At 43.1% G+C, this 25,786-nt stretch carries 21 protein-coding genes and 1 pseudogene; 15 read left to right on the forward strand and 7 right to left on the reverse strand.

Annotated features, from left to right (window positions below):
* Positions 1-165: 165 nt before the first annotated feature.
* A pseudogene (locus HMPREF9189_RS02320) lies at positions 166-654 on the reverse strand (ISL3 family transposase); the annotation flags it as partial.
* A 218-nt stretch (positions 655-872) separates the two neighbouring features.
* Between HMPREF9189_RS02320 and HMPREF9189_RS02325 the strand changes: the two are divergent.
* The 7 genes from HMPREF9189_RS02325 (at position 873) to HMPREF9189_RS02360 (ending at position 11,574) form a co-directional block, all read left to right on the forward strand.
* Positions 873-5,264 (forward strand): PolC-type DNA polymerase III, encoded by a 4,392-nt coding sequence (locus HMPREF9189_RS02325; protein ID WP_000095438.1) that lies wholly within the window; start codon positions 873-875, stop codon positions 5,262-5,264.
* Between the two features lie 23 nt (positions 5,265-5,287).
* Positions 5,288-5,440 (forward strand): hypothetical protein, encoded by a 153-nt coding sequence (locus HMPREF9189_RS02330; protein WP_000776616.1) that lies wholly within the window; start codon positions 5,288-5,290, stop codon positions 5,438-5,440.
* Positions 5,441-5,455: 15 nt separating this feature from the next.
* Positions 5,456-6,697, forward strand: a complete 1,242-nt coding sequence (locus tag HMPREF9189_RS02335) for an aminopeptidase (protein ID WP_000243952.1) — start codon at positions 5,456-5,458, stop codon at positions 6,695-6,697.
* 9 nt (positions 6,698-6,706) lie between these two features.
* On the forward strand, positions 6,707-6,937 hold the full coding sequence (locus HMPREF9189_RS02340; RefSeq protein ID WP_000901565.1) for a GlsB/YeaQ/YmgE family stress response membrane protein: 231 nt from the start codon (positions 6,707-6,709) through the stop codon (positions 6,935-6,937).
* A gap of 73 nt (positions 6,938-7,010) precedes the next feature.
* Positions 7,011-7,733, forward strand: coding sequence for a pseudouridine synthase (locus HMPREF9189_RS02345; protein ID WP_001234908.1), 723 nt, complete (start codon positions 7,011-7,013; stop codon positions 7,731-7,733).
* A 109-nt stretch (positions 7,734-7,842) separates the two neighbouring features.
* On the forward strand, positions 7,843-9,177 hold the full coding sequence (gene pepC, locus HMPREF9189_RS02355) for an aminopeptidase C (RefSeq protein WP_000991632.1): 1,335 nt from the start codon (positions 7,843-7,845) through the stop codon (positions 9,175-9,177).
* Between the two features lie 168 nt (positions 9,178-9,345).
* Positions 9,346-11,574 carry an HAD-IC family P-type ATPase gene (locus HMPREF9189_RS02360; RefSeq protein WP_000876380.1) on the forward strand — a complete coding sequence of 743 codons (2,229 nt, stop codon included), beginning with the start codon at positions 9,346-9,348 and terminating at the stop codon, positions 11,572-11,574.
* A 62-nt stretch (positions 11,575-11,636) separates the two neighbouring features.
* Here the strand turns inward: HMPREF9189_RS02360 and HMPREF9189_RS02365 are convergent, their stop codons facing one another.
* The 4 genes from HMPREF9189_RS02365 to HMPREF9189_RS02380 all read right to left on the reverse strand — a co-directional run bounded on the left by HMPREF9189_RS02365 (position 11,637) and on the right by HMPREF9189_RS02380 (position 15,529).
* A complete protein-coding gene (locus HMPREF9189_RS02365) occupies positions 11,637-12,548 on the reverse strand; it encodes a PTS system mannose/fructose/sorbose family transporter subunit IID (protein ID WP_000818320.1) in 912 nt (303 codons plus the stop codon).
* A gap of 14 nt (positions 12,549-12,562) precedes the next feature.
* Positions 12,563-13,375, reverse strand: coding sequence for a PTS mannose/fructose/sorbose transporter subunit IIC (locus HMPREF9189_RS02370; protein ID WP_001280325.1), 813 nt, complete (start codon positions 13,373-13,375; stop codon positions 12,563-12,565).
* Positions 13,376-13,449: 74 nt separating this feature from the next.
* Positions 13,450-14,439 (reverse strand): PTS sugar transporter subunit IIB, encoded by a 990-nt coding sequence (locus tag HMPREF9189_RS02375; RefSeq protein ID WP_000021989.1) that lies wholly within the window; start codon positions 14,437-14,439, stop codon positions 13,450-13,452.
* A gap of 277 nt (positions 14,440-14,716) precedes the next feature.
* Positions 14,717-15,529 carry a Cof-type HAD-IIB family hydrolase gene (locus HMPREF9189_RS02380; protein ID WP_000162332.1) on the reverse strand — a complete coding sequence of 271 codons (813 nt, stop codon included), beginning with the start codon at positions 15,527-15,529 and terminating at the stop codon, positions 14,717-14,719.
* A gap of 186 nt (positions 15,530-15,715) precedes the next feature.
* Here HMPREF9189_RS02380 and HMPREF9189_RS02385 point away from each other — a divergent pair, with 186 nt between their 5' ends.
* From HMPREF9189_RS02385 to HMPREF9189_RS02415, 7 genes are all read left to right on the forward strand, one after another.
* Positions 15,716-17,134: an NCS2 family permease gene (locus HMPREF9189_RS02385; protein ID WP_000359305.1), complete on the forward strand. Its 1,419-nt coding sequence runs from the start codon at positions 15,716-15,718 to the stop codon at positions 17,132-17,134.
* A 53-nt stretch (positions 17,135-17,187) separates the two neighbouring features.
* The gene (locus tag HMPREF9189_RS02390; protein ID WP_000660808.1) at positions 17,188-17,895 is read left to right on the forward strand and encodes a CPBP family intramembrane glutamic endopeptidase; all 708 of its coding nucleotides are present in this window, start codon (positions 17,188-17,190) and stop codon (positions 17,893-17,895) included.
* Between the two features lie 75 nt (positions 17,896-17,970).
* Positions 17,971-18,945 carry a dihydropteroate synthase gene (folP, locus tag HMPREF9189_RS02395; RefSeq protein ID WP_000240377.1) on the forward strand — a complete coding sequence of 325 codons (975 nt, stop codon included), beginning with the start codon at positions 17,971-17,973 and terminating at the stop codon, positions 18,943-18,945.
* Position 18,946: 1 nt separating this feature from the next.
* Positions 18,947-20,269 (forward strand): folylpolyglutamate synthase/dihydrofolate synthase family protein, encoded by a 1,323-nt coding sequence (locus HMPREF9189_RS02400; RefSeq protein ID WP_001002853.1) that lies wholly within the window; start codon positions 18,947-18,949, stop codon positions 20,267-20,269.
* Entirely contained in the window at positions 20,250-20,804 is a 555-nt protein-coding gene (gene folE, locus HMPREF9189_RS02405) for a GTP cyclohydrolase I FolE (protein ID WP_000380933.1), read from the forward strand. Before HMPREF9189_RS02400 ends, folE begins: the two co-directional genes overlap by 20 nt.
* Positions 20,805-20,845: 41 nt before the next feature.
* Entirely contained in the window at positions 20,846-21,667 is an 822-nt protein-coding gene (folK, locus tag HMPREF9189_RS02410) for a 2-amino-4-hydroxy-6-hydroxymethyldihydropteridine diphosphokinase (protein WP_000372495.1), read from the forward strand.
* Positions 21,660-22,943, forward strand: coding sequence for a hypothetical protein (locus HMPREF9189_RS02415; protein WP_001125359.1), 1,284 nt, complete (start codon positions 21,660-21,662; stop codon positions 22,941-22,943). The genes folK and HMPREF9189_RS02415 overlap by 8 nt, the downstream gene beginning before the upstream one ends.
* A gap of 50 nt (positions 22,944-22,993) precedes the next feature.
* Here the strand turns inward: HMPREF9189_RS02415 and HMPREF9189_RS02420 are convergent, their stop codons facing one another.
* Positions 22,994-23,311 carry a DUF960 domain-containing protein gene (locus tag HMPREF9189_RS02420; RefSeq protein ID WP_000886045.1) on the reverse strand — a complete coding sequence of 106 codons (318 nt, stop codon included), beginning with the start codon at positions 23,309-23,311 and terminating at the stop codon, positions 22,994-22,996.
* Positions 23,312-23,516: 205 nt separating this feature from the next.
* Between HMPREF9189_RS02420 and ccpA the strand changes: the two genes are divergently transcribed.
* The gene (gene ccpA / locus HMPREF9189_RS02425; RefSeq protein WP_001090636.1) at positions 23,517-24,527 is read left to right on the forward strand and encodes a catabolite control protein A; all 1,011 of its coding nucleotides are present in this window, start codon (positions 23,517-23,519) and stop codon (positions 24,525-24,527) included.
* A gap of 246 nt (positions 24,528-24,773) precedes the next feature.
* Here the strand turns inward: ccpA and HMPREF9189_RS02430 are convergent, their stop codons facing one another.
* Positions 24,774-25,736: an asparaginase gene (locus HMPREF9189_RS02430; protein ID WP_001124801.1), complete on the reverse strand. Its 963-nt coding sequence runs from the start codon at positions 25,734-25,736 to the stop codon at positions 24,774-24,776.
* Between the last annotated feature and the right edge of the window lie 50 nt (positions 25,737-25,786).

Consider the following 25,786-nt stretch of genomic DNA (forward strand, 5'->3'; position numbering starts at 1 on the left):
CGATTACGAGGATACTTAAGGGTATCTTTTTTATATGTGTTAAGGAGATTCTGAGAATCTTCTTTTTTGTGGCTCTTTGTCAACTGTAGTGGGTTGAAGTCAGCTAAGATCTAGAAAGGACGAATTTCGTCCTTTCTTTTTTGATGTTCGGAGTTATGAAAATCATTTCTTGAAGCTGTATTCATCCCAAGACATGTGGGTTGGAAGAAAAGATAAATCTGTCTTGAATTTGAATTCTTTCAATTTACGAATGACTGTCGAAGTAGAGACAGATAGACTTTCTGCAATAGCTGTCATAGGGACTTTCTCGATTAATTTTTGAGTGATTTTCTGGTTGACGATGGTCGCGATTTGGTGATTTTTCTTGACGAGAGAGGTTTCGGCGACCGCTATTTTCGAACACTGATAACACTTAAAACGTCGCTTCCTAAGGAGAATTCTATTAGGCATACCAGTTGTTTCAAGGTAAGGAATTTTGGAAGGTTTTTGGAAGTCATATTTCTTCATTTGATTTTCGCAATCAGGACAAGATGGGGCGTCGTAGTCCAGTTTAGTGATGATTTCCTTGTGTGTATCTCTATTAACAACATCCATAATTTGGATATTAGAGTCTTTGATATCGAGTAGTCTTGTGATAAAATGTAATGGTTCCATATGATTCTTTCTAATGATGGTTTGGTCGCTTTTCATTATAGATCATATGGGACTTTTTTCTACAACAAAATAGGCTCCATAATATCTATAGGGGATTTACCCACTACAAATATTATAGAGCCGAATTTAGGAAAACTAGCAGGGTTTAAGGAATGGTAGTGGCTATATATTTTCTTTAATTATGGTAAAATAGTAAGAGAATAATGTGAGGAAATTGGATGTCAAGTAAGTTTGAAATTTTAATGAATCAACTAGGAATCTCTGATCAATTGAGACGGGATCCTGCTCTTGTTGATGCTAGAATTGAGCGTGTTGTGGTTCATAAAATTAGTAAGATTTGGGAATTTCATTTTGTATTTTCTAATATTTTACCGATTGAAATCTTTTTAGAGTTAAAGAAAGGGCTTAGTGAAGAATTTTCTAAGACAGGGAATCAAGCTGTTTTCGAAATCAAGGCTCTCTCTCAAGAATTTTCAAATGAACTCTTGCAGGCCTACTATAAGGAGGCTTTTTCTGAAGGTCCATGTGCTAGTCAAGGATTTAAGTCTCTTTATCAGAATTTGCAAGTTCGTGCAGAGAGGAATCAGCTCTTTATTGAAGGTTCAGAGGTGATTGATAAGGAACACTTTAAGAAAAATCATCTTCCTAATTTAACAAAGCAACTTGAAAAATTTGGTTTTCCAGCTTTTGTATGCCAAATAGAAAAGAATGATGCTCTTACACAAGAGCAGGAGGAAGCCTTCCATACGGAGAATGAACAGATTGTTCAAGCTGCCAATGAGGAAGCGCTCCGGGCTATGGAGCAACTGGAACAAATGGCTCCTCCTCCAGTAGAAGAGAAGCCAGCCTTTGATTTTCAGGCTAAAAAGGCTGCGGTCAAGCCTAAACTAGATAAGGCTGAAGTTACCCAGATGATCGACGTGACGACTGAGGAAAATCGCCTGGTCTTTGAAGGGGTCGTTTTTGATGTGGAACATAAAGTGACCAGAACTGGTCGCGTCTTGATCAACTTTAAAATGACAGACTACACTTCAAGTTTTTCAATGCAAAAATGGGTTAAGAATGAAGAAGAGGCTCAGAAGTTTGACATCATTAAGAAGAATTCTTGGCTCCGAGTTCGTGGGAATGTGGAGATGAATAACTTCACACGTGATTTGACCATGAACGTCCAGGATGTGCAGGAAGTTGTTCACTATGAGCGGAAGGATTTGATGCCAGAAGGTGAGCGTCGGGTTGAGTTTCATGCTCATACCAACATGTCGACCATGGATGCTCTACCAGAGGTAGAGGAGATCGTTGCGACAGCTGCTAAGTGGGGACACAAGGCGGTTGCCATCACGGACCATGGGAATGTCCAGTCCTTCCCACATGGCTACAAGGCAGCTAAGAAAGCTGGAATTCAGCTGATCTATGGAATGGAAGCCAATATTGTGGAGGACCGTGTCCCTATCGTTTACAACGAAGTGGAGATGGACTTGTCAGAAGCTACCTATGTGGTTTTTGACGTGGAAACGACGGGACTTTCAGCCATCTATAATGATCTGATTCAGGTTGCGGCTTCTAAGATGTATAAGGGGAATGTTATTGCCGAATTTGATGAATTTATCAATCCCGGGCATCCCTTGTCAGCCTTTACTACTGAGTTGACAGGTATTACAGATGATCATGTCAAAAATGCCAAACCACTGGAACAAGTTTTGCAAGAATTCCAAGAATTTTGCAAGGATACAGTCTTAGTCGCCCACAATGCTACCTTTGACGTTGGCTTTATGAATGCCAACTATGAGCGTCATGGTCTGCCTAAGATTAGCCAGCCAGTTATCGATACGCTGGAGTTTGCTAGAAATCTCTATCCTGAGTATAAACGTCATGGTTTGGGGCCTTTGACTAAGCGTTTTGGTGTAGCACTTGAACACCATCACATGGCCAACTACGATGCGGAAGCTACTGGTCGTTTGCTTTTCATCTTTATCAAAGAGGTAGCAGAAAAACATGGTGTGACCAACCTAGCTAGACTAAACATTGATTTGATTAGTCCTGATTCTTATAAAAAAGCTCGGATCAAGCATGCGACTATCTATGTCAAGAATCAGGTGGGTCTAAAAAATATCTTTAAACTGGTTTCTTTGTCTAACACCAAGTACTTTGAAGGAGTACCACGGATTCCGAGAACGGTTCTAGATGCCCATCGGGAGGGCTTGATTCTAGGGTCAGCCTGTTCAGAAGGAGAGGTCTTTGATGCGGTCGTGTCTCAAGGTGTGGATGCGGCGGTTGAAGTGGCCAAGTATTATGACTTTATCGAGGTCATGCCACCAGCTATCTATGCGCCATTGATTGCTAAAGAGCAAGTCAAGGATATGGATGAACTTCAGACCATCATCAAGAGTTTGATAGAGGTTGGAGATCGCCTTGGCAAGCCTGTTCTGGCTACGGGAAACGTTCACTATATCGAACCGGAAGAAGAGATTTATCGTGAAATTATCGTCCGTAGTTTGGGACAGGGGGCGATGATTAACCGGACCATCGGTCATGGTGAACATGCCCAACCAGCTCCTCTTCCAAAAGCTCATTTTAGAACAACCAATGAAATGTTGGATGAATTTGCCTTCTTGGGAGAGGAACTAGCACGCAAGTTGGTTATTGAAAATCCCAATGCCTTAGCAGAAATTTTTGAACCTGTTGAGGTGGTTAAGGGTGACTTGTATACACCTTTCATCGACAAGGCTGAAGAAACGGTCGCTGAGCTGACCTATAAGAAAGCTTTTGAGATCTATGGAAATCCGCTGCCAGATATTGTTGATTTGCGGATTGAAAAAGAATTAACTTCTATTCTGGGGAATGGATTTGCCGTTATTTACTTGGCATCGCAGATGCTGGTACAACGTTCCAATGAACGGGGCTATTTGGTGGGTTCTCGTGGATCTGTTGGTTCTAGTTTTGTTGCGACCATGATTGGGATTACGGAGGTTAATCCTCTCTCTCCTCACTATGTCTGTGGTCAGTGTCAGTACAGCGAGTTTATCACCGATGGTTCTTATGGTTCAGGTTTTGATATGCCCAATAAGGATTGTCCAAACTGTGGTCACAAACTCAGCAAAAATGGGCAGGATATTCCGTTTGAGACCTTCCTCGGTTTTGATGGGGACAAAGTTCCCGATATTGACTTGAACTTCTCGGGAGAAGACCAACCTAGCGCCCACTTGGATGTGCGTGACATCTTTGGTGAGGAATATGCCTTCCGTGCAGGAACGGTTGGTACGGTGGCTGCAAAGACCGCTTATGGCTTTGTAAAGGGCTATGAGCGGGACTATGGGAAATTTTATCGTGATGCAGAAGTGGAACGCCTCGCTCAAGGTGCGGCTGGTGTCAAGCGGACAACAGGACAACACCCAGGGGGAATCGTTGTTATTCCTAACTACATGGATGTCTACGACTTTACGCCTGTTCAGTATCCAGCGGATGACGTGACGGCTGAATGGCAGACGACCCACTTTAACTTCCACGATATCGATGAGAACGTCCTCAAACTCGATGTGCTGGGTCATGATGATCCGACCATGATTCGGAAACTGCAGGACTTGTCTGGGATTGACCCTAATGAAATTCCTATGGATGATGAAGGCGTGATGGCCCTCTTTTCTGGGACTGATGTGCTAGGGGTGACTCCGGAGCAAATCGGTACACCGACGGGGATGCTAGGAATTCCAGAATTTGGAACCAACTTTGTACGTGGGATGGTAGATGAGACGCATCCGACGACTTTTGCGGAGTTACTTCAGCTGTCTGGTCTGTCCCACGGTACCGATGTGTGGTTGGGAAATGCCCAGGATTTGATCAAGCAAGGAATTGCGGACCTATCAACCGTTATCGGTTGTCGGGACGATATCATGGTTTATCTCATGCATGCTGGTCTTGAACCTAAGATGGCTTTTACTATCATGGAACGGGTACGTAAAGGCATGTGGCTAAAGATTTCCGAAGAGGAACGAAATGGCTATATCGAAGCTATGAAGGCCAATAAGGTGCCAGAGTGGTATATCGAATCCTGTGGGAAAATCAAGTACATGTTCCCTAAAGCCCACGCGGCCGCCTACGTTATGATGGCCTTGCGTGTAGCTTACTTCAAGGTTCACCATCCTATTTATTATTACTGTGCTTACTTCTCAATCCGTGCTAAGGCCTTTGACATCAAGACCATGGGTGCGGGCTTGGATGCCATTAAGCGCAGAATGCAAGAAATCGCTGAAAAACGCAAGAACAACGAGGCCTCTAATGTGGAAATCGATCTCTACACAACTCTTGAGATTGTCAATGAGATGTGGGAACGTGGTTTCAAGTTTGGCAAACTCGATCTCTACCGTAGTCAGGCGACAGAGTTCCTCATCGATGGGGATACCCTCATTCCGCCATTTGTAGCAATGGATGGTCTGGGAGAGAACGTTGCTAAGCAGTTGGTGCGAGCGCGTGAAGAGGGTGAGTTCCTCTCTAAGACAGAACTACGCAAACGCGGTGGGCTCTCATCAACTTTGGTTGAGAAGATGGATGAAATGGGGATTATCGGCAATATGCCAGAGGACAACCAGTTGAGTTTGTTTGATGATTTGTTTTAAGAATTAGAACGGAGAACATCTTTATGAAACTTAGAATCTTTGCGGAAGACAAACCAGCTGAAAAGGTTTTTGACTATCAGCTAGAGCTGGCAGATGAAACAATTATCCTATCGGCAGTGCTTCTGTCGGGTGCCATTGCTTTAGCAGGATTGTTTTCTGCTTTAAAAGAAAAATAGAAAAGGAAGAATAGAATGGTTTTACCAAATTTTAAAGAAAATCTAGAAAAATATGCGAAATTGTTGGTTGCGAACGGAATTAACGTGCAACCTGGTCACACATTGGCTCTCTCTATCGATGTGGAGCAACGCGAGTTGGCTCATCTGATCGTGAAGGAAGCCTATGCCTTGGGTGCGCATGAGGTCATCGTTCAGTGGACAGATGATGTGATCAATCGTGAGAAATTCCTCCACGCGCCGATGGAGCGTCTGGATAATGTGCCAGAATACAAGATTGTTGAGATGAACTATCTCTTGGAGAACAAGGCTAGCCGTCTTGGGGTTCGTTCTTCTGATCCAGGTGCCTTGAACGGTGTGGACGCTGACAAGCTTTCAGCTTCTGCTAAAGCGATGGGACTTGCCATGAAGCCAATGCGTATCGCAACTCAATCCAACAAGGTTAGCTGGACAGTGGCGGCCGCTGCTGGACTTGAGTGGGCTAAGAAAGTCTTTCCAAATGCTGCGAGCGATGAAGAAGCAGTTGATCTCCTTTGGGACCAAATCTTCAAAACTTGCCGTGTCTACGAAGCAAATCCCGTTAAGGCTTGGGAAGAACATGCAGCCATCCTCAAGAGCAAGGCAGATATGCTTAATAAGGAGCAATTTTCAGCCCTTCATTACACAGCACCAGGGACAGATTTGACACTTGGTTTGCCAAAGAACCACGTTTGGGAATCGGCTGGTGCTGTCAATGCACAGGGAGAAGGGTTCTTGCCAAATATGCCGACAGAGGAAGTCTTCACAGCGCCTGACTTCCGTCGTGCAGATGGTTATGTTACCTCTACAAAACCGCTTAGTTACAATGGAAACATCATTGAAGGCATTAAAGTGACCTTTAAGGATGGACAAATCGTAGATATCACTGCTGAGAAGGGTGATCAGGTTATGAAAGACCTTGTCTTTGAAAATGCAGGCGCGCGTGCCTTGGGCGAATGTGCCTTGGTACCAGATCCAAGTCCAATTTCTCAGTCAGGCATTACCTTCTTTAATACCCTTTTCGATGAAAATGCCTCAAACCACTTGGCTATCGGTGCCGCCTATGCGACCAGCGTTGTTGGTGGTGCAGAGATGAGCGAAGAAGAGCTTGAAGCTGCAGGACTTAACCGTTCAGATGTTCACGTTGACTTTATGATTGGTTCTAGTCAAATGGATATCGATGGTATCCGTGAGGATGGAACACGTGTACCTCTCTTCCGTAATGGAGACTGGGCAATTTAAGGAGAAGTTATGCTTGGAAGTATGTTTGTTGGTCTCCTAGTGGGATTCTTGGCAGGTGCTTTAACCAATCGTGGAGAGAGCATGGGATGCTTTGGGAAAATGTTTCTCGGCTGGATTGGTGCCTTTCTGGGCCACCTGCTCTTTGGAACTTGGGGTCCAATTATAGCAGGAACGGCCATTATCCCAGCTATTTTAGGAGCTATGATTGTCTTAGCGATTTTCTGGAGACGAGGAAGTTAGTTTCTTGAAAAATTAGAAAAAAGGAGGTTGGTCACTTGGGCCAGCCTCCTTTTGAGTATGATATAATAGTTTTATGAGATTAGATAAATTTTTAGTTGCCTGCGCTGTGGGGAGTCGAACAGAGGTCAAAAACTTGCTCAAGGCTGGGCGCGTGACGGTAAATGGTAAAAAAGAAAAGTCAGCTAAATTGCAGATTAATGAAGAAAGAGATGAGATTCGCTTTGATGGCCAAGTGCTGGAGTATGAAGAGTTTGTCTACTACATAATGAACAAGCCCAAAGGAGTCATTTCAGCGACTGAAGATTCCAAGCATAGAACGGTTCTAGACTTGCTGGATGACTTGGCGCGGACCAAGGAAGTTTTCCCAGTAGGGCGCTTGGATATCGATACACATGGTCTCCTACTCTTGACCAATGATGGTCAGCTGGCCCATGCTCTTCTTTCACCTAAGCGTCATGTGGATAAGACCTATCTGGCGCAAGTCAAGGGCATCATGAGCCAAGAAGACGTGGAAACATTTGCTAAGGGGATTTCGCTCAAGGACTTTACCTGCCAGCCGGCCAAACTGGAGATTTTGTCAGTGGATTCAGGTAAGGATGAGAGCCAGGTTCGGGTGACCATTGCAGAAGGGAAGTTCCATCAGGTCAAGCGTATGGTATCCTACTGTGGCAAGGAAGTAGTGGACCTACAACGTTTGACGATGGGAACTTTAGCTTTGGACGAGAATTTAGAACGAGGAGAATGGCGTCGTCTGACCAAGGAGGAGTTAGAGGTTCTCCTTGCGAGTATTGTTTAATTTGATTTATTTTAGAAAAGGCGAGGAGAATGTCCTTGCCTTTTTATGTTTTCAGTTGCTTCCTTTGTGAAAAGAGTTATAATAGACAGTAGAATAAAAGGAGGAATCTATGAACGCGATTCAAGAATCATTTACTGATAAACTATTTGCTAACTATGAAGCAAATATCAAATACCAAGCGATTGAAAATGCTGCCAGCCACAACGGAATTTTTGCAGCCCTAGAACGTCGCCAAAGTCATGTAGACAATGCACCTGTTTTCTCATTAGATTTGACCAAGGACAAGGTTACTAACCAGAAAGCGTCTGGTCGTTGTTGGATGTTTGCAGCTCTCAACACTTTCCGTCACAAACTCATCTCTCAATACAAATTGGAAAACTTTGAATTGTCACAAGCCCACACTTTCTTCTGGGACAAGTATGAAAAATCTAACTGGTTCTTGGAGCAAGTCATTGCGACTGCAGACCAAGAATTGACGAGCCGCAAGGTTAGCTTCCTACTCCAAACACCTCAACAAGACGGTGGACAGTGGGATATGGTCGTTGCCCTCTTTGAGAAATATGGTGTCGTTCCTAAGTCTGTTTATCCTGAGTCTGTTTCATCTAGCAGCAGCCGTGAGCTAAATGCTATTCTCAACAAATTGCTTCGCCAAGATGCTCAAATATTGCGTGACTTGATCACTTCTGGTGCAGACCAAGCGACTGTTCAAGTTAAGAAAGAAGACCTCTTGCAAGAAATCTTTAACTTCCTTGCTATGTCACTAGGGCTTCCACCACGTAAATTTGACTTTGCTTATCGTGACAAGGATGATAACTACCAAAGTGAAAAGGGCATTACACCACAAGAATTTTACAAAAAATATGTTGACCTTCCTCTAGAAGACTACGTTTCTGTTATCAATGCTCCGACTGCTGATAAACCTTATGGCAAATCTTACACAGTTGAGATGTTAGGAAATGTGGTTGGTAGCCGTGCAGTTCGCTACATCAACGTTCCAATGGAACGCTTGAAGAAATTGGCGATTGCCCAAATGCAAACAGGAGAAACTGTTTGGTTTGGTTCAGATGTAGGCCAGCTCAGCAACCGCAAAGCAGGAATCCTTGCGACAGATGTTTATGACTTCGAATCAAGCATGGACATTAAACTCACTCAAGACAAAGCTGGACGTTTGGACTATAGCGAAAGCTTGATGACCCACGCCATGGTCTTGACAGGTGTGGACTTGGACGAAAATGGCAAGTCAACCAAGTGGAAGGTTGAAAACTCATGGGGAGACAAGGTCGGTACCGATGGGTACTTTGTTGCTTCAGACGCTTGGATGGACGAATACACTTACCAAATCGTTGTTCGCAAAGAATTGCTGACAGCAGAAGAACGAGCTGCCTATGAAGCAGAACCAATCGTGCTCGCACCATGGGATCCAATGGGTGCCTTGGCAGAATAAAGCATAAAGAAAAAAGGTTAGGAGAATCCTAGCCTCTTTTTTTCAAGTAATTTCTTAAAGTAATGATAGATGATGCTTGTCAAGGGAGTTCTTCTTATTTTGAGTCTTTAAGTGACAGAGGAAAAGATATGTGTTATTATAGTAGTACAAAAGGATATCGGAGTAGAAATGAAGTATTTAAGCAGTCAAGACATCAAGGATCGTCAACGAAATATCAGCGATATTAAACCCTATAAAACGACCAAGGAAATCATTTTTTCAAATATCTTTACCTTTTTTAATGCTATGAACTTGGCTCTGGCAGTTCTGGTAGCCACAACCTTGCGATTTGAGAATATGCTCTTTTTAGGTGTGATTGCTATCAATACAGCCATCGGTATCTTCCAAGAAGTGCGCTCAAAGAATGCCTTAGAAAAGCTTAGTTTACTTGGTAAAAGTAAGTACAGGGTCAATCGAGATGGCCAAACGATTGAGATTGCTCCAGAGGACATCGTTCTGGGCGAGTATTTGCATCTCAATCTGGGAGATCAGGTGCCTGTAGATGCGGAAGTCCTTGAAGGGAATATTGAAGTGGATGAGTCCTTGCTGACTGGTGAGAGTGATTCAGTCTTTAAAACAGTTGGTGACCAGCTGATGAGCGGAAGCAATGTCGTCAGTGGCACTTGTCTCGTCAGAGCAACGGCTGTGGGTCCCGATAGCTACATCAACAAACTCGCAAAATCCAGCAAGGAATTCAAAAAATATCCTTCTCAACTACGGGACTATATGGATAAGATTTTAAAAATCGTCTCCATTTTGCTGGTGCCAGTTGCCATTCTGCTCTATGTCAGAGGTTTTAGTCTGGGACGGACTTATGTTGAGATTGTCTTGGGAAGTTCTGGTGCCTTGGTCGGCATGATTCCAGAGGGATTGATTCTCCTGGTCAGTGTGTCTCTGGCGGTAGCGGCCATGAAGCTTGCTAAAAAGAAGGTTCTGGTGCAGGAACTATACTGTGTGGAGACCTTGGCGCGTGTAGATGTTCTTTGTTTTGATAAGACAGGTACCATCACGACTGGTAATATGAAGGTCCAAGAAATGGATGCTAATTTAGCAGAGAAACTGTCTTCGTATCTGGCTTATTTTGAGGATGAAAATGCGACGTCGCGGGCTCTGAAGACTTACTTAACCTGTGAGAAAAAGTGGGACGTTCAAGAAGTTGGTGCCTTTTCAAGTAAAAACAAGTATTCCTTTGTTCAAGTAAAAGACGGTGGAACCTATTTCTTCGGGGCTTATGAGTTTCTCGGCTTTACCCAAGCGATGGATGCCTACTATGAACATCTAAAACAGCAAGGTTTTCGAATCTTATCGCTTGCTCATAGCAAGGACCAGATTACAAGCCCAGACGATATGGAACTACTAGGGCATGTCGTTCTGTCAGATGAGATTAAGGACAATACCAAGGAAATCTTTGACTATTTCGAATCTCAAGGTGTTGAAGTGAAGATTATCAGTGGTGATAATCATGTGGCTGTATATGGGGTGGCTCGTAAGGCAGGATTTAAGGAAGAAGCACGGGCTATTGATATGACCAAGGTGAGTGATGAGGACTTTGAAAGAGTGGTCTTGGAACACGATATCTTTGGTCGGGTGACACCTGAACAGAAGCAAAAGATGGTGACTATTTTGCAAAAGGCTGGTAAAACAGTTGCTATGAGTGGTGATGGAGTCAACGATGTTCTAGCTCTCAAAAAAGCAGACATCAGTTTTGCTATGAATGGAGCCACCAGTGCAGCCAAAAGTGTATCCAATATTGTTTTTCTCACAGATGACTTTGCAGTATTTTATGATATCTTGATGGAAGGACGCCGGGTCATCAATAACATCCAAAAGGTAGCATCTCTCTTTCTAACAAAGACCTTCTTCTCCATCGTGTTTGCGATTTTGAGTGTGATATTTGGTTTGGAATTTGCCTTTATCCCCATTCAGTTTACAATCATTTCAGCCATTACGATTGGGATTCCATCCTTCTTCCTAACTTTTGAGTCCAATAAAGAAAAGGTTAGCACACATTTTATGCGAGATATTTTGACCAATGCTGCGATTGGTGGTGGCATTCTGGTTGCTAGTGTTCTCCTGACTAACTTCTTTATCACTGTCCCAGGTCAGGTCAAATTTATTTGCTTCCTCCTTGCTTTAATCAATGGTCTGTGTCTAGTTGCTAAGGTCAGCATTCCCTTTAATCGATATAAACTAGTCTTGCTCACGTTTTTGAGCCTTGCAGCCCTTGTTGGATTGCTTGCCAATACCTTTATCCTGCGAGGAGCTTTTGTGCCTCTAGAAACCACTCAAGTACTCTATGTAGCCATCCTAGCAGTGGTGATTGGGAGCCTGCATTATCTGACTAGAAGAAAAAGTTGATACACAAAAAGAATCAGGATTTGATCCTGATTCTTTTTTATCTATATTCTCGATGGCTTGGATTACATGATACCGAGGAAACGAGCTGCAATACCTACTGCAAAGAGAGCAAGGATGATTGCGATTGGTGATACTTTTTTCTTAAGCAACCACATGCAGAGGAAAGTAAGGAGAAGTCCCATCAATCCTGGAATCAATGAGTTCAACTGACCTTGAAGTGTTTGTGGTTGAACGCTATCCAAGCTCAAACCACTAAGAGCCTGACCAAGAATTCCCTTCAATTCTCCACCTGTTACAGGCCCTTCTGGGAAGTTGATGTAGGCACCTTCAGCCAATTGTTTACCTGGAAGGTTCACAGTAAAGTTGATAGATACCCAACGTTGTACAAGAACAGCAAGGATGAACATACCAAGGATAGATGCTCCTTTAGTGATGTCTTTCAAGATACCACCAGACATGTCTTTAGTGATTTCAGATCCAGCTTTGTAACCGAACTCTTGTGTATACCATAGGAAGGCCATACGGATAGCATTCCATCCAAAGAAGAAGAGAAGAGGACCAACAATATTACCAGATGCAGCAAGTGATGCACCAAGAGCTCCAAGGATAGGACGAACTGTAAACCAGAATACTGGGTCACCGATACCAGCAAGAGGTCCCATCATACCGATTTTAACCCCTTGGATAGCCGCGTCGTCGATTTCAACACCGTTAGCACGCTCTTCTTCAAGTGCAAGAGTAACCCCCATGATTGGAGCAGCTACGTATGGGTGAGTGTTGAAGAACTCAAGGTGACGCTCAAGAGCAGCCGCTTGGTCTTCTTTTTTAGTGTACAATTTTTTGATAGCTGGGATTAGTGAGTAAGCCCAACCCAAGTTTTGCATACGCTCGTAGTTCCAAGAACCTTGAAGGAATTGTGAACGCCACCAAACTTTTTGACGATCTGATTTTGATAATTGAATTTTTTCAGCCATGATTGTTCCCCTTTCTAGTAGTCTTCTAGGATATCACCGATTGGGTCGTTAGAAGTCGCAGCTCCGCCGCCACCGTTTCCACCTTGTTTTGAAAGGTTAAGGTAGATGAAGGCAAGGGCAACACCGATGACACCAAGGGCAATCAAAGTCAATTGAGAGATTGCTGCAAGAGCAAAACCGATAGCGAAGAATGGCCATACTTCACGAGTTGCCATCATGTTGATAACCATAGCGTAACCAACGGCAACGACCATAGCACCACCGACAGCCATACCACCATTCAACCATTCTGGCATGAGGCCAAGAGCGTCTTGAACAGCAGAAGCAGGGATAGCGATAAGGAAGGCTGCAGGGATAGCGATACGAAGACCTTGAAGAACAAGGGCAAAGTAGTGAGCGCGTTCAACAGCCGCAATGTTTCCTTCTTTTGCAGCTGCGTCAGCTGAGTGAACCAAGGCAACTGAGATTGTACGAACAATCATTGTCAAGAAAAGTCCAGCTACAGCAAGAGGGATAGCTGTGGCTGTTGCGACGGCGATACCTTCAGTAGTAAAGTTACCACCTTTGATCAAGATGATCGCTGCGGCAACAGATGCAAGAGCAGCGTCAGGAGCTACGGCAGCTCCAATATTAGCCCAACCAAGGGCGATCATTTGAAGAGATCCACCAAGCATAACACCTGCTTCAAGGTTACCTGTTACAAGTCCGATAAGGGTACATGCGACGATTGGTTGATGGAATTGGAATTGGTCGAGGATACCTTCAAGACCTGCAAGGAAGGCAACAACTACAACCAAGATAGCAGAAATGATTGAAATATCTGACATGGTTTTATTCCTTTTCTATTTAGTTTTAATAAAGTACTTAATCCTGTTTTCAAAAATGATAAAACAGATTAAAATTATTGGACGTTTGCTTTCTTAATCAAGTCAAACAAATCTTTTTTCGTGTCGTTTGGTACTTTACGTACATCAAATTCAACACCGAGGTCACGCATTTTTTCAAATGTTGCAACATCATCTTTGTCCATAGACAAGACGTTATTGATCATTGTTTTACCTGTTGAGTGGGCCATAGAACCAACGTTAAGGGTCTTGATTGGCACGCCACCTTCGATGGCACGAAGGGCATCTTGAGGTGTTTCAAACAAGATAAGAGCATGTGTGTTACCAAAACGAGGATCTTTTGCAACCTCAATCAATTTTTTGATTGGTACAACGTTGGCTTTTACTCCGTTAGGAGCTGCTTGCTTGATCAATTCTTTACGCAATTCGTCGTTTGCAACGTTATCTGAAGCAACGATGATACGGTCTGCTTTTGAATCTGGTGTCCAAGCAGTTGCGACTTGTCCGTGAAGAAGACGTGTGTCAAGACGGGCAAGATTGATTTTCAATTTACCGTCTCCGATAACAGTTCCTTCTGGAATAGCAGCTTGGGCAACTGGAGCAGCCGCAGCACTAGCCCCTTCCTCAACTGGGTTAAGCTCTTCTGGAAGAGCCTTGATGCCATCTTTGGCTTCTTTAATGATATTCGCAGCGACTTTATCCACACCTGCAGTAGCGTCCATAAGGCGCTCAGTGTAGGCTTGAATCAACATCGGCAAGTTAAGCCCTGTGATGATGGCAAACTTACGCTCAGGATTTTCTCCCATCACGCGGCTAGCTTGGTTGAATGGAGATCCACTCCAAAGGTCAGCCAATACTAGAACCTCATCTTCTGCGTCAAATGCAGCCACAGCGTTGTTGAATTTAGCGTAAAGATCATCTGGACCTTCATTTGGCATAAAGGTTACAACTTGAACCTTTTCTTGTTCACCAAAGATCATAGATCCTGACTGATGAATACCCGCAGCAAATTCGCCGTGGCTCGCAATAATGATTCCGATACTCATTATTGTCATTCCTCCTTTAAAATGTTTGACTGTATGTTTAAGAAAACTTTAAGCCTAACTTTAAGTATAAACCGTTTTCAAACAAAAAGCAACCATTTCTTATAAATATGTATTGGTTTTCGATGAAAACTCGCTTACAAAATGTTAATATATAAACATTTTTGTAGGAATGTATAAAAAGATAAGGGAGTAATTTAATATAAAAAAATGAAAACAGGTCGGTTAATTGAAAAATTGTGAAAATCAAAAAAGCTAGCACAAGCTAACTTTTTGAGTATTATAGGAACAAATCTTGTAGGGCATGGGCAACACCATCTTCATCGTTTGTCAGAGAGAGTTGCTCATCTGCATATGGTAGCAAATCGGGATTGGCATTTTTCATGGCATATCCCTTGCCTGCGAAAGCCAGCATTTCGGTGTCATTGTGTTCATCACCAAAGGCAATCAAATCTTGTCTGTCTCGGTTCATAACATTGAGCAAATACTCTAAAGCAAAGGCCTTGTTGACTCCTTTTGGTGTACATTCGAGAATGTTGAGGGGGCCTCCCCAGGTATTGATTGCTAGTTGGTGTTGGTAAAAACGATTCATCTCGTCTGCTAGAGCGTATTTGTCCTCAACTCTTGTTTGCAAGAGAATGCAGTTAGGATTCTTGGTTACTCGTTCGGGTTTGAATTGATTTTCTGGTTGGAAATTTTCTACACCAAATAGTTTGGGATTGGCAATTTCTTCATTAGGAGCGGTGATATAAAATTTCTTGCGATATTCTCCTGCAATAAAGTCAGCTTGGATATCCTCTTTGCGTTTGACCATATCCAAGAGGTATTTTTTATCTAAGGTCAGGCACTTTTCATGCTCCCAAGCCTGTCCTGGCAGATGGGTAAGGGAACCGTTGAAGTTGATCATAGGTGTGTGCAACTCTAGTTCCTGATAAAATTCTTTTGCCATACGATAAGGACGACCTGTCGTGATGATGACATGGTGTCCTTTTTCTGAAATTTTTTTGATTGTCTTTTTGGTAAAATCGGAGAGCTTGCTTTCACCATTGAGCAAGGTTCCGTCCAAATCGACTGCAATAATTTTTTTAGTCATATAAACCTTCCTAGTCGTTTCCAGATAAGATGTCTACTATTATATCAAAAAGAAAGAAGAAAAACAGACTCAAAACAAAAAATGAAAATTCCATTTTGTTAAATAATTCAAACAAACATATTGAAAAAGTGAATGATAAATGATATAATACTCATATTGTTCGTAAAAAACAAAAGGAGATTTATGATGGACAAACTATTTAAACTAAAAGAGAACGGAACAGACGTTCGTACAGAAGTTCTCGCTGGTTTAACAACTTTCTTTGCAATGAGTTACATTCTCTTTGTAAACCCACAAATGCTTGCGCAGACAGGGATGCCTGCTCAAGGTGTCTTCCTAGCAACGATTATTGGTGCAGTAGCTGGTACCCTGATGATGGCCTTCTATGCGAACCTGCCTTACGCTCAAGCACCAGGTATGGGACTCAACGCCTTCTTTACCTTTACAGTCGTATTTGGACTTGGTTATTCATGGCAAGAAGCCTTAGCGATGGTCTTTATCTGTGGGATTATTTCGCTAATCATTACCTTAACAAATGTTCGTAAAATGATTATTGAATCTATTCCCAATGCGCTTCGTTCGGCTATTTCAGCAGGTATCGGTGTCTTCCTTGCCTATGTAGGGATTAAGAATGCTGGTCTTTTGAAATTCTCTATTGATCCAGGAAGTTATACAGTTGCTGGTGAGGGTGCTGATAAGGCCCAAGCAGCCATTACAGCAAACTCTTCAGCAGTTCCAGGTCTGGTTAGCTTTAATAATCCGGCTGTTTTAGTAGCTATTGCAGGTTTGGCTATTACGATTTTCTTTGTTATTAAGGGCATCAAGGGAGGAATCATTCTTTCTATCTTAACAACGACAGTTCTTGCTATCGCTGTTGGTTTGGTTGATGTATCAAGCATTGATTTTTCTAATAACCATGTAGGTGCAGCCTTTGAAGATTTGAAGACAATCTTTGGTGCAGCACTTGGCTCACAAGGATTGGGTGCTTTAATCTCAGACACTGCTCGTCTACCGGAAACACTTATGGCTATTCTGGCCTTCTCGTTGACAGATATTTTTGACACAATTGGTACCTTGATTGGTACAGGTGAAAAAGTCGGTATCGTAGCGACAAATGGTGAAAATCACCAATCAGATAAGTTGGATAAGGCTCTTTACTCTGATTTGATTGGTACTTCAATTGGTGCCATCGCAGGTACTTCAAACGTGACAACCTATGTTGAGTCTGCAGCGGGTATCGGTGCGGGTGGACGTACTGGTTTGACAGCCTTGGTGGTTGCGGTTTGTTTTGCAATTTCAAGTTTCTTTAGTCCACTTTTGGCAATTGTTCCATCAGCTGCGACGGCTCCAATTTTGATTATCGTTGGGATTATGATGCTCGGTAGCTTGAAAAACATCCATTGGGATGATATGGCTGAAGCTGTCCCTGCCTTCTTTACGTCTATCTTCATGGGATTCAGCTACTCTATCACACAAGGGATTGCAGTTGGTTTCTTGACTTATACGTTAACAAAAGTTGTCAAAGGTCAAGCCAAGGATGTGCACGCGATGATTTGGATTTTGGATGCCTTGTTTATCCTTAACTATATCAGTATGGCGCTTTAAATGATATAATAGTAAGAAAGGGGATCCCCCTTCTTACTATAAGGAGGTATATCATGAAAGAAAAGACGATCTGGCGAGAGGTTTTGGACAGGGGGAAGTGGATCCTCATCCTTTTAGCAGCTTTTGTCCTATCACAATTTCCTTTAGGGTTATCCGCTTGGTTGACTTCTAGACAATTTCCGCTTTTGCAGTCAGGACTCTTAGTTGGTGCCTTGTCTATTGTCGTTTTGGTGGTATTTATTATTGGTTCGCGGAAAACAAAGCTTGCTACCTTTAATCTATCCTTTTTTAAAGCTAAGGACCTAGCTCGCTTGGTATTGAGTTATCTAGTAATCTTTGCTACTAATTTGTTGGGCTCAGCTTTGCTTCGCATGATGAATGAAACAACGACGAGTAATCAATCAACACTTAATGGTTTGGTTCAGAATAGTTCCTTGATTTCTACCTTCTTCTTGATTGTATTGGTTGCTCCGATTTGTGAAGAAATTTTGTGTCGTGGGATTATTCCCCAAAAGATCTTCCGTGGAAAAGAAAAACTTGGCTTTGTTGTTGGTGCAATCGTCTTTGCCTTGCTCCATACGCCAACCAATCTGCCTTCTGTGATTATTTATGGAGGGATGTCAACAGTTTTGACTTGGACAGCCTATAAGACTGAGCGTTTGGAGATGTCCATTTTGCTTCATATGATTCTCAATGGTATTGCATTTTGTTTGTTGGCCTTATTGGTATTGATTAGTAGAAATCTAGGCCTATCATTCTAAGCCATTGACCTACTTGGAAAAGATGAATACTAGCGTGTCCATCTTTTTCTTTTTATGGTAAAATAGAGAGATAATATGGTAAAGAACCTTAAGGAAGTGACCGTTATGTCCAATAAAGTCAACCACGTAAAAACAGCCATTTGTGGCATTATCAATGTAACCCCAGATTCTTTTTCAGATGGTGGTCAATTTTTTGCTGTTGACCAGGCGCTTCAGCAAGCTCGTAAATTGATAGCTGAAGGAGCGAGCATGCTAGATATCGGTGGGGAATCGACTCGCCCGGGTAGCAGCTATGTTGAGATAGAAGAGGAAATCCAGCGTGTTGTTCCAGTTATCAAAGCTATTCGCAAGGAAAGTGGTGTCCTCATTTCTGTCGATACATGGAAAAGTCAGGTGGCAGAGGCTGCTTTGGCTGCTGGCGCCAATCTGGTCAATGATATCACTGGTCTCATGGGAGATGAGAAAATGGCGGATGTGGTTGCTAAGGCTGGAGCGAAAGTGGTTATCATGTTTAATCCAGTCATGGCTCGACCTCAGCATCCTAGCTCGCTCATCTTTCCTCATTTTGGTTTTGGACAAGCTTTTACAGAGGAAGAGTTAGCTGACTTTGAAAAAATGCCAATCGAAGACTTGATGGAGGCTTTCTTTGAACGAGCACTAGTGAGAGCGAATCAAGCCGGGATAGCAAGAGAAAATATCCTGCTGGATCCAGGGATTGGTTTTGGTCTCACCAAGAAGGAAAATCTGCTCCTTCTACGGGATCTGGATAAACTACACCAGCAAGGCTATCCGATTTTTCTTGGAGTTTCGCGCAAGCGATTTGTCATCAATATCCTGGAAGAAAATGGTTTTGAAGTTAATCCTGAAACGGAAGTCGGTTTCCGCAATCGGGACACAGCTTCGGCTCATGTAACTAGTATCGCTGCGAGACAGGGTGTCGAAGTAGTGCGCGTGCACGATGTAGCCAGTCACAAGATGGCGGTTGAAATTGCGTCAGCTATTCGATTGGCAGAAGATGCGGAAAATCTAGATTTAAAACAATATAAGTAAGATGAACGAAATTCAAAACAATCAATGGATTGCCCACTACCGGACGGACCAACCGCATTTCGGTTTGGAACGAATGGTGGAACTCCTAGCTTTACGAGGCAATCCCCATCTCAAACTTAAGGTCATCCATATCGGAGGGACCAATGGCAAGGGGTCTACAATTGCTTTTTTGAAAAAGATGCTGGAAAAGCTAGGTCTAAGAGTTGGTGTGTTCAGCTCGCCCTATCTCATTCATTATACAGACCAGATTAGCATCAATGGGGAATCCATCCCAGAAGCGAGGCTGGAGGCCCTCATGGCAGTTTATCGCTCTTTGCTTGAGGGGGAGAGGAGCGTTGCATTACAAGGACCAACCGAGTTTGAGATTATCACAGCCCTTGCCTATGATTACTTTGCCTCAGAACAAGTAGATGTAGCCATCATGGAAGTCGGTATGGGTGGTCTTTTGGATAGTACCAATGTCTGTCAACCAATTTTGACAGGAATTACAACCATTGGACTGGACCATGTAGCCCTACTTGGTGACACCTTGGAAGCCATAGCAGAGCAGAAGGCAGGTATTATCAAACAAGGTATTCCCTTGGTAACAGGTCATATTGTTCCAGAAGCCTTGACTGTGATTGACAATATTGCAGAAGATAAAAATGCACCTAGACTTACCTATGGAAGTGATTACCAGGTTCGTCATCAAGAAAGCGTGGTAGCGGGTGAAATCTTTGATTATACCAGTTCTGTCAGACAAGGTCGCTTTCAAACAGGCCTGCTCGGTTTGCACCAGATAGAGAATGCGGGGATGGCGCTTGCCCTCCTAGACACTTATTGCCAGGAGACTGGGCGGGAGTTAGCAAGTAATGACTTGGTTGCTCAAGCTTTGAAAGAAACCAGATGGCCAGGGCGTTTGGAGGTCGTGTCTAGTAACCCCTTGCTGTTTTTGGATGGGGCCCACAATCCCCATGCCATCAAGGCTTTATTGGACACCCTGCAAGAGCGCTTTGCGGATTATCACAAGGAAATCCTCTTTACTTGTATCAAAACCAAGGCCTTGGAGGATATGTTGGATTTGCTAGAGACGGTGCCGGATAGTCAACTGACTTTAACCCATTTTGATGATAGTCGGGCGACGGATGAAAGCGTATTGAAAGAGACAGCTAAGTCTAGGAATCTCGACTACCAAAGTTGGCAGGATTTTCTAGAGCAGAAATTGACAGATAAAAAAGAAGAGAAACAAACAGTTAGGATTGTCACGGGTTCCTTGTATTTCTTGAGCCAAGTGAGAGCCTATCTGATGGAGAGGAAGAACGAGAATGGATACACAAAAGATTGAAACGGCTGTAAAAATGATTATCGAGGCCGTTGGTGAGGATGCTAACCGCGAGGGCTTACAGGAAACACCTGCTCGTGTTGCCCGTATGTACCAAGAGATTTTTTCAGGCCTTGGTCAAACTGCTGAGGAACATTTGTCAAAATCCTTTGAGATTATTGATGATAATATGGTAGTGGAAAAAGATATCTTTTTCCACACCATGTGTGAACACCACTTCTTGCCCTTTTACGGGAGAGCGCACATTGCCTATATTCCAGATGGACGAGTGGCAGGTTTGTCCAAGCTAGCCCGTACGGTTGAAGTTTATTCTAAAAAACCACAGATTCAAGAACGGTTGAATATTGAAGTGGCCGATGCCTTGATGGACTATCTGGGTGCTAAAGGAGCTTTTGTTGTCATTGAGGCGGAACATATGTGTATGAGCATGCGTGGTGTCAGAAAGCCAGGTACTGCGACTTTGACTACTGTAGCCCGTGGCGTATTTGAGACGGATAAAGACCTCCGAGACCAGGCTTATCGTCTAATGGGACTATAAAAGAATCCGCTTCATGCGGATTTTTCTAGAAAGGACTAGTTATGGATCAACTGCAGATTAAAGATTTGGAAATTTTTGCTTATCATGGTCTCTTTCCAAGTGAGAAAGAATTGGGGCAGAAGTTTGTTATTTCCGCAAGATTATCCTATGATATGACCAGGGCGGCTACAGAATTGGATTTAACAGCCTCTGTCCATTACGGAGAACTGTGTCAGCAGTGGACGACTTGGTTTCAGGAAAGCACTGAGGACTTGATTGAAACGGTAGCCTACAAACTAGTTGAACGTACCTTTGAGACCTATCCTCTTGTCCAAGAGATTGAGTTGGAACTAAAAAAACCTTGGGCGCCAGTTCATTTACCGTTGGATACCTGCTCGGTGACCATTCACCGTCGTAAGCAACGGGCCTTTATCGCTCTAGGAAGTAATATGGGAGACAAGAAAGCGAACTTGGAACAAGCTATTGATAAACTGCGGACTCGAGGTATCCATATTCTCAAAGAGTCCAGTGTATTAGCGACGGAGCCTTGGGGTGGTGTGGAACAAGATAGCTTTGCCAATCAGGTGATTGAAGTAGAAACCTGGCTTCCAGCATCAGTCTTATTAGAGACCTTGTTAGCCATTGAGTCAGAAATGGGACGGGTTCGAGAGGTGCATTGGGGGCCTCGCTTGATTGATTTGGACTTACTCTTTGTGGAGGACCAGATCATTTACACAGACGACCTCATCTTACCTCATCCTTATATAGCAGAACGCCTCTTTGTCCTTGAGCCGTTAGCGGAAATAGCTCCCCATTTTATTCATCCAATCCTAAAACAACCAATTCGTTACTTGGTTGACCAGTTGGAGCAAGGAAATGCCTAAGCTTTCTGAGACCTATAGCAAATGGAAGAGTATCGGGGAGGGACTACTTGCTATTGTTTTAGGGCTTCTCTTGATTCGTTTTGGACAAGTTATTCCGCGAATGGGGTACCAGTTGCTGATGGGCTACTTTTCCTTGTCAGCAGTTTGGCACTTGTTGACTCGCTGGTTTCAAGATAAAAAACGTCGGGAAAACATCTTTGTAACCTTGGCTAAGCTGGTGGTTGCGGCTCTGGTGTTTGACTCTATCATCTTGCAAGACCTTGCCCTCTATCTCCTGGTTTTTATCATTGCGAGCTACCAGCTGTTTACGGGCATCATTAGTCTTGTGACCTGGTCTCTCTATCGAAAAAATGCCATTCATCCTCGGCTTCATCATCTCTTTGATGCTGTATGGATGATAGGATTTGGCCTTTATAGCATCTCTCCTTTTCACGATGCGGCGAATTTTGAATTGCTCTTGCTTGGATTTTACTTGCTCATGCTAGGAGCCAGCAGTCTTCGGGACGGTTTCTTTTTTGAGAGGATAGAAAGCAATCCCAAGCTGAAACGGCGAATGCGAATGACCTTGCCAATCTTTGTGACGGCTCTGATCCCTATCAGCACCTTGCGTAAACTGAATGAGTGGTTATCAAATCATGAAATCCAAGAAGGGGAAGTTCATTCAGAAAGAAAAAACGACCAGACGGTTGATTTAGAAATTTTTGTCCATACTTCTGAAACCTCTTTTTTCCTCGCCATGGGGCATGTGGATATTTGTTATCAGGGGAGGGTTATTTCCTATGGTTCGTATGATCCCCAATCGGAGCGTTTATTCGGTATGGTTGGAGACGGTGTTTTATTTAAAGCCAATCGGGAAAAATACATCGAACTTTGTAAGAGGGAGAGTCAGAAGACCTTGTTTGCTTATGGTCTGAGTTTGACGGACCAACAGAAAGCTGCTATCCAAGCTCGTTTGGCAGAGATAGAAGATTTGTTAATTCCTTGGGAGCCAAGCTCGCAGTTGATGAAAAGAAGAGAGGGCGAGGTCAAGCATACCTACTCCTACCAACTGAAACAGGAAGCGGATGCGATGCTTTATAAATTCAGCTCATCCGAGTTTAAGACCTACTTTGTTCTCAGTACCAATTGTGTCTTGCTGGCAGACTCTATCGTGGGAAAAGCTGGGACTGATATATTGAGTCCCCAAGGTTTCATTGTGCCAGGGACTTATCAGGATTACCTTGATTTAGAGTATACAAAACCCAATGGTCTAGTAGTTAGTCGATCCATTTATTAGAAAAAGAAAACTCTAGTTCCTCAGCAGTTTGCGCCGAGAAGCTAGAGTTTTTAAAATAGGTCATTTTCTTCTGGAAGGAGGATGGTTTCTCTGCCGTCTAGGTCTAAAACAAGGACCCTAGGAGGATAAAGCGGGTCGAAAGGATGATTGAAATCAAAATCAATACTAGTCGGAAGGTGCTGACTAGAAAAATGGAAGGTGATGGTCCCCTTATTGTTGAGCAGTTGAAACTCAAGTTCTTCTTCTAATTCAAAGACGTTTTTCAGGAAATGATCAATAATATACCATAAAGAGTCAATGACATCATCAGGCAGGCTGGTCACAACACCAAAACTAGCAGAACGTCTCTGAGTATTTGTAAAAGCCATGTTTTCATCCCCCTTTTATTTTTCCTTATCATACAGCAAAACATCCAAAAAATCAAGAAATCGTACTCGCTTTTTCAAAATGGGAATAGGTTGTGAAATTTTTTCAAAGTTTCTCTAAAAAATACTTGAAAGTGTTTACAATAAGTGATAAAATGGAGTAAGCAGATGCATGAAAGCGAAATTTTCAATATAGAAAGGAAACAGAATGAACACAGATGATACAGTAACGATTTATGATGTTGCCCGTGAAGCTGGGGTCTCAATGGCAACTGTTAGCCGTGTAGTGAATGGCAATAAGAACGTCAAAGAGAATACTCGTAAAAAAGTTCTAGAGGTGATCGATCGTCTTGACTACCGTCCAAATGCGGTAGCGCGTGGCTTGGCCAGCAAGAAAACCACGACAGTTGGTGTTGTGATTCCCAACATTACCAATGGATACTTCTCAACACTTGCCAAAGGAATTGATGATATCGCAGAGATGTATAAGTACAATATCGTCCTAGCTAATAGCGATGAAGACGATGAAAAAGAAGTTTCAGTGGTTAACACTCTCTTTTCAAAACAGGTTGACGGGATCATTTTTATGGGCTATCACTTGACTGAAAAGATTCGTTCAGAATTTTCTCGTTCTCGGACACCAGTTGTTCTTGCCGGTACTGTGGATGTAGAACACCAACTTCCAAGTGTGAATATCGACTACAAACAAGCAACGATTGATGCTGTGAGCTACCTTCTCAAAGAAAACGAGAAAATTGCTTTTGTAAGTGGACCACTCGTCGATGATATCAATGGCAAGGTTCGTTTGATCGGTTACAAGGAAGCGTTGAAAAAAGCTGGACATTCTTATAGCGAGGGATTGGTCTTTGAATCAAAATATAGCTATGACGATGGTTATGCCTTGGCAGAACGCTTGATTTCATCACAAGCTACAGCCGCAGTTGTAACAGGCGATGAATTGGCAGCAGGTGTCCTAAATGGTTTGGCTGACCACGGTGTGTCTGTACCAGAAGAGTTTGAAATCATTACGACAGATGACTCTCAGATTACACGATTCACTCGTCCAAACTTGACGACTATTGCCCAACCTCTTTATGACTTAGGTGCTATCAGCATGCGTATGTTGACTAAGATTATGCATAAGGAAGAGTTAGAAGAACGTGAAGTCCTCTTACCTCATGGTTTGACAGAACGCCGCTCTACACGAAAACGTAAATAGAAAAAATCAGGGAATCGTGAGATTTCCTGATTTGCTTTCTAGAGAAGGAGTTATACTCAATGAAAATCAAAGAGCAAACTAGGAAGCTAGCCGCAGGTTGCTCAAAGCACTGCTTTGAGGTTGTAGATGAAACTGACGAAGTCAGCTCAAAACATGGTTTTGAGGTTGTAGATAGAACTGACGAAGTCAGTAACATATATACGGTAAGGCGATGCTGACGTGGTTTGAAGAGATTTTCGAAGAGGATTAGCCTTCCATATAGTCTTTTAAGGCTTGTCCTTTTAGTCCAGCATTAAGGGCAATTAATAATTTGAGGCGAGCTTTTTGAGCGTTGAGTTCTTTGACAAAGAGAACACCAGACTCTTGCAACTGAACCCCCCCACCTTGGTAGGCGTAAACAGGTTCAGCAATGCCATTAAAACAACGTGAGACCAAGGCAACTGGGATTCCTTTTTGGAGGAGATTTTCCAACTTTTGAGCTGTTTCTTTGGGGATATTACCTGCTCCGAAGGCCTGAATGACTAAGCCATCCAGCTGTTCCAGGTCTAACATATTGATCAGCTCGTCTGTCATACCGGCATAGGCAGAGATGATGGGAACTAGACCCTGAATATGTTCGAGATCAAAACGGACACGAGGCTCAGCTGTTTTGAAGTAGAGGATTTCTTGCTTCATGATGAGGCCAAGTGGTCCATGTGTTGGGGTTTGAAAGGTGCTGACGTTGGTCGTATGAGTTTTGGTAACGTACTTGGCCGCGTGGATTTCATCGTTCATGACGACCAGAACCCCCTTATCAGCTGACTTGTCATCGCTGGCGACTCGTAAAGCGCTCAGATAGTTGTAAACACCGTCGCTACCGAGTTCGTTGGAACTACGCATAGCTCCTGTTAGAACGATGGGGATGGGTGGGATTTTCATGGTATCAAGGAAGTAAGCTGTTTCTTCTAAGGTATCTGTACCATGTGTGATGACAACACCATCGTAGTTGTCTGCTTCCTCTTTGATTTTATGATAGAGCGCAAGCATATGCTTGGGTTTGATATGGGGACTTGGCAGATTAAAAAAGTCTAGGGCATGAACCTCAATCCCTTCAAGTGGATTGGAAACATGGTTCATGGGATTGTCCTGACTAGTTACAACGGCACCAGTGGCGTCTGCTTGCATGGAAATAGTCCCACCTGTATGTAAAACAAGGATTTTCTTAGGCATGATTTAGTCACTCTTTCTGAAATGTGGTATAATCATTGTAACACAAAAGG

The sequence above is a fragment of the Streptococcus sp. oral taxon 071 str. 73H25AP genome (assembly GCF_000146755.1).
GTDB classification, from domain to species: Bacteria; Bacillota; Bacilli; order Lactobacillales; family Streptococcaceae; genus Streptococcus; species Streptococcus oralis_T.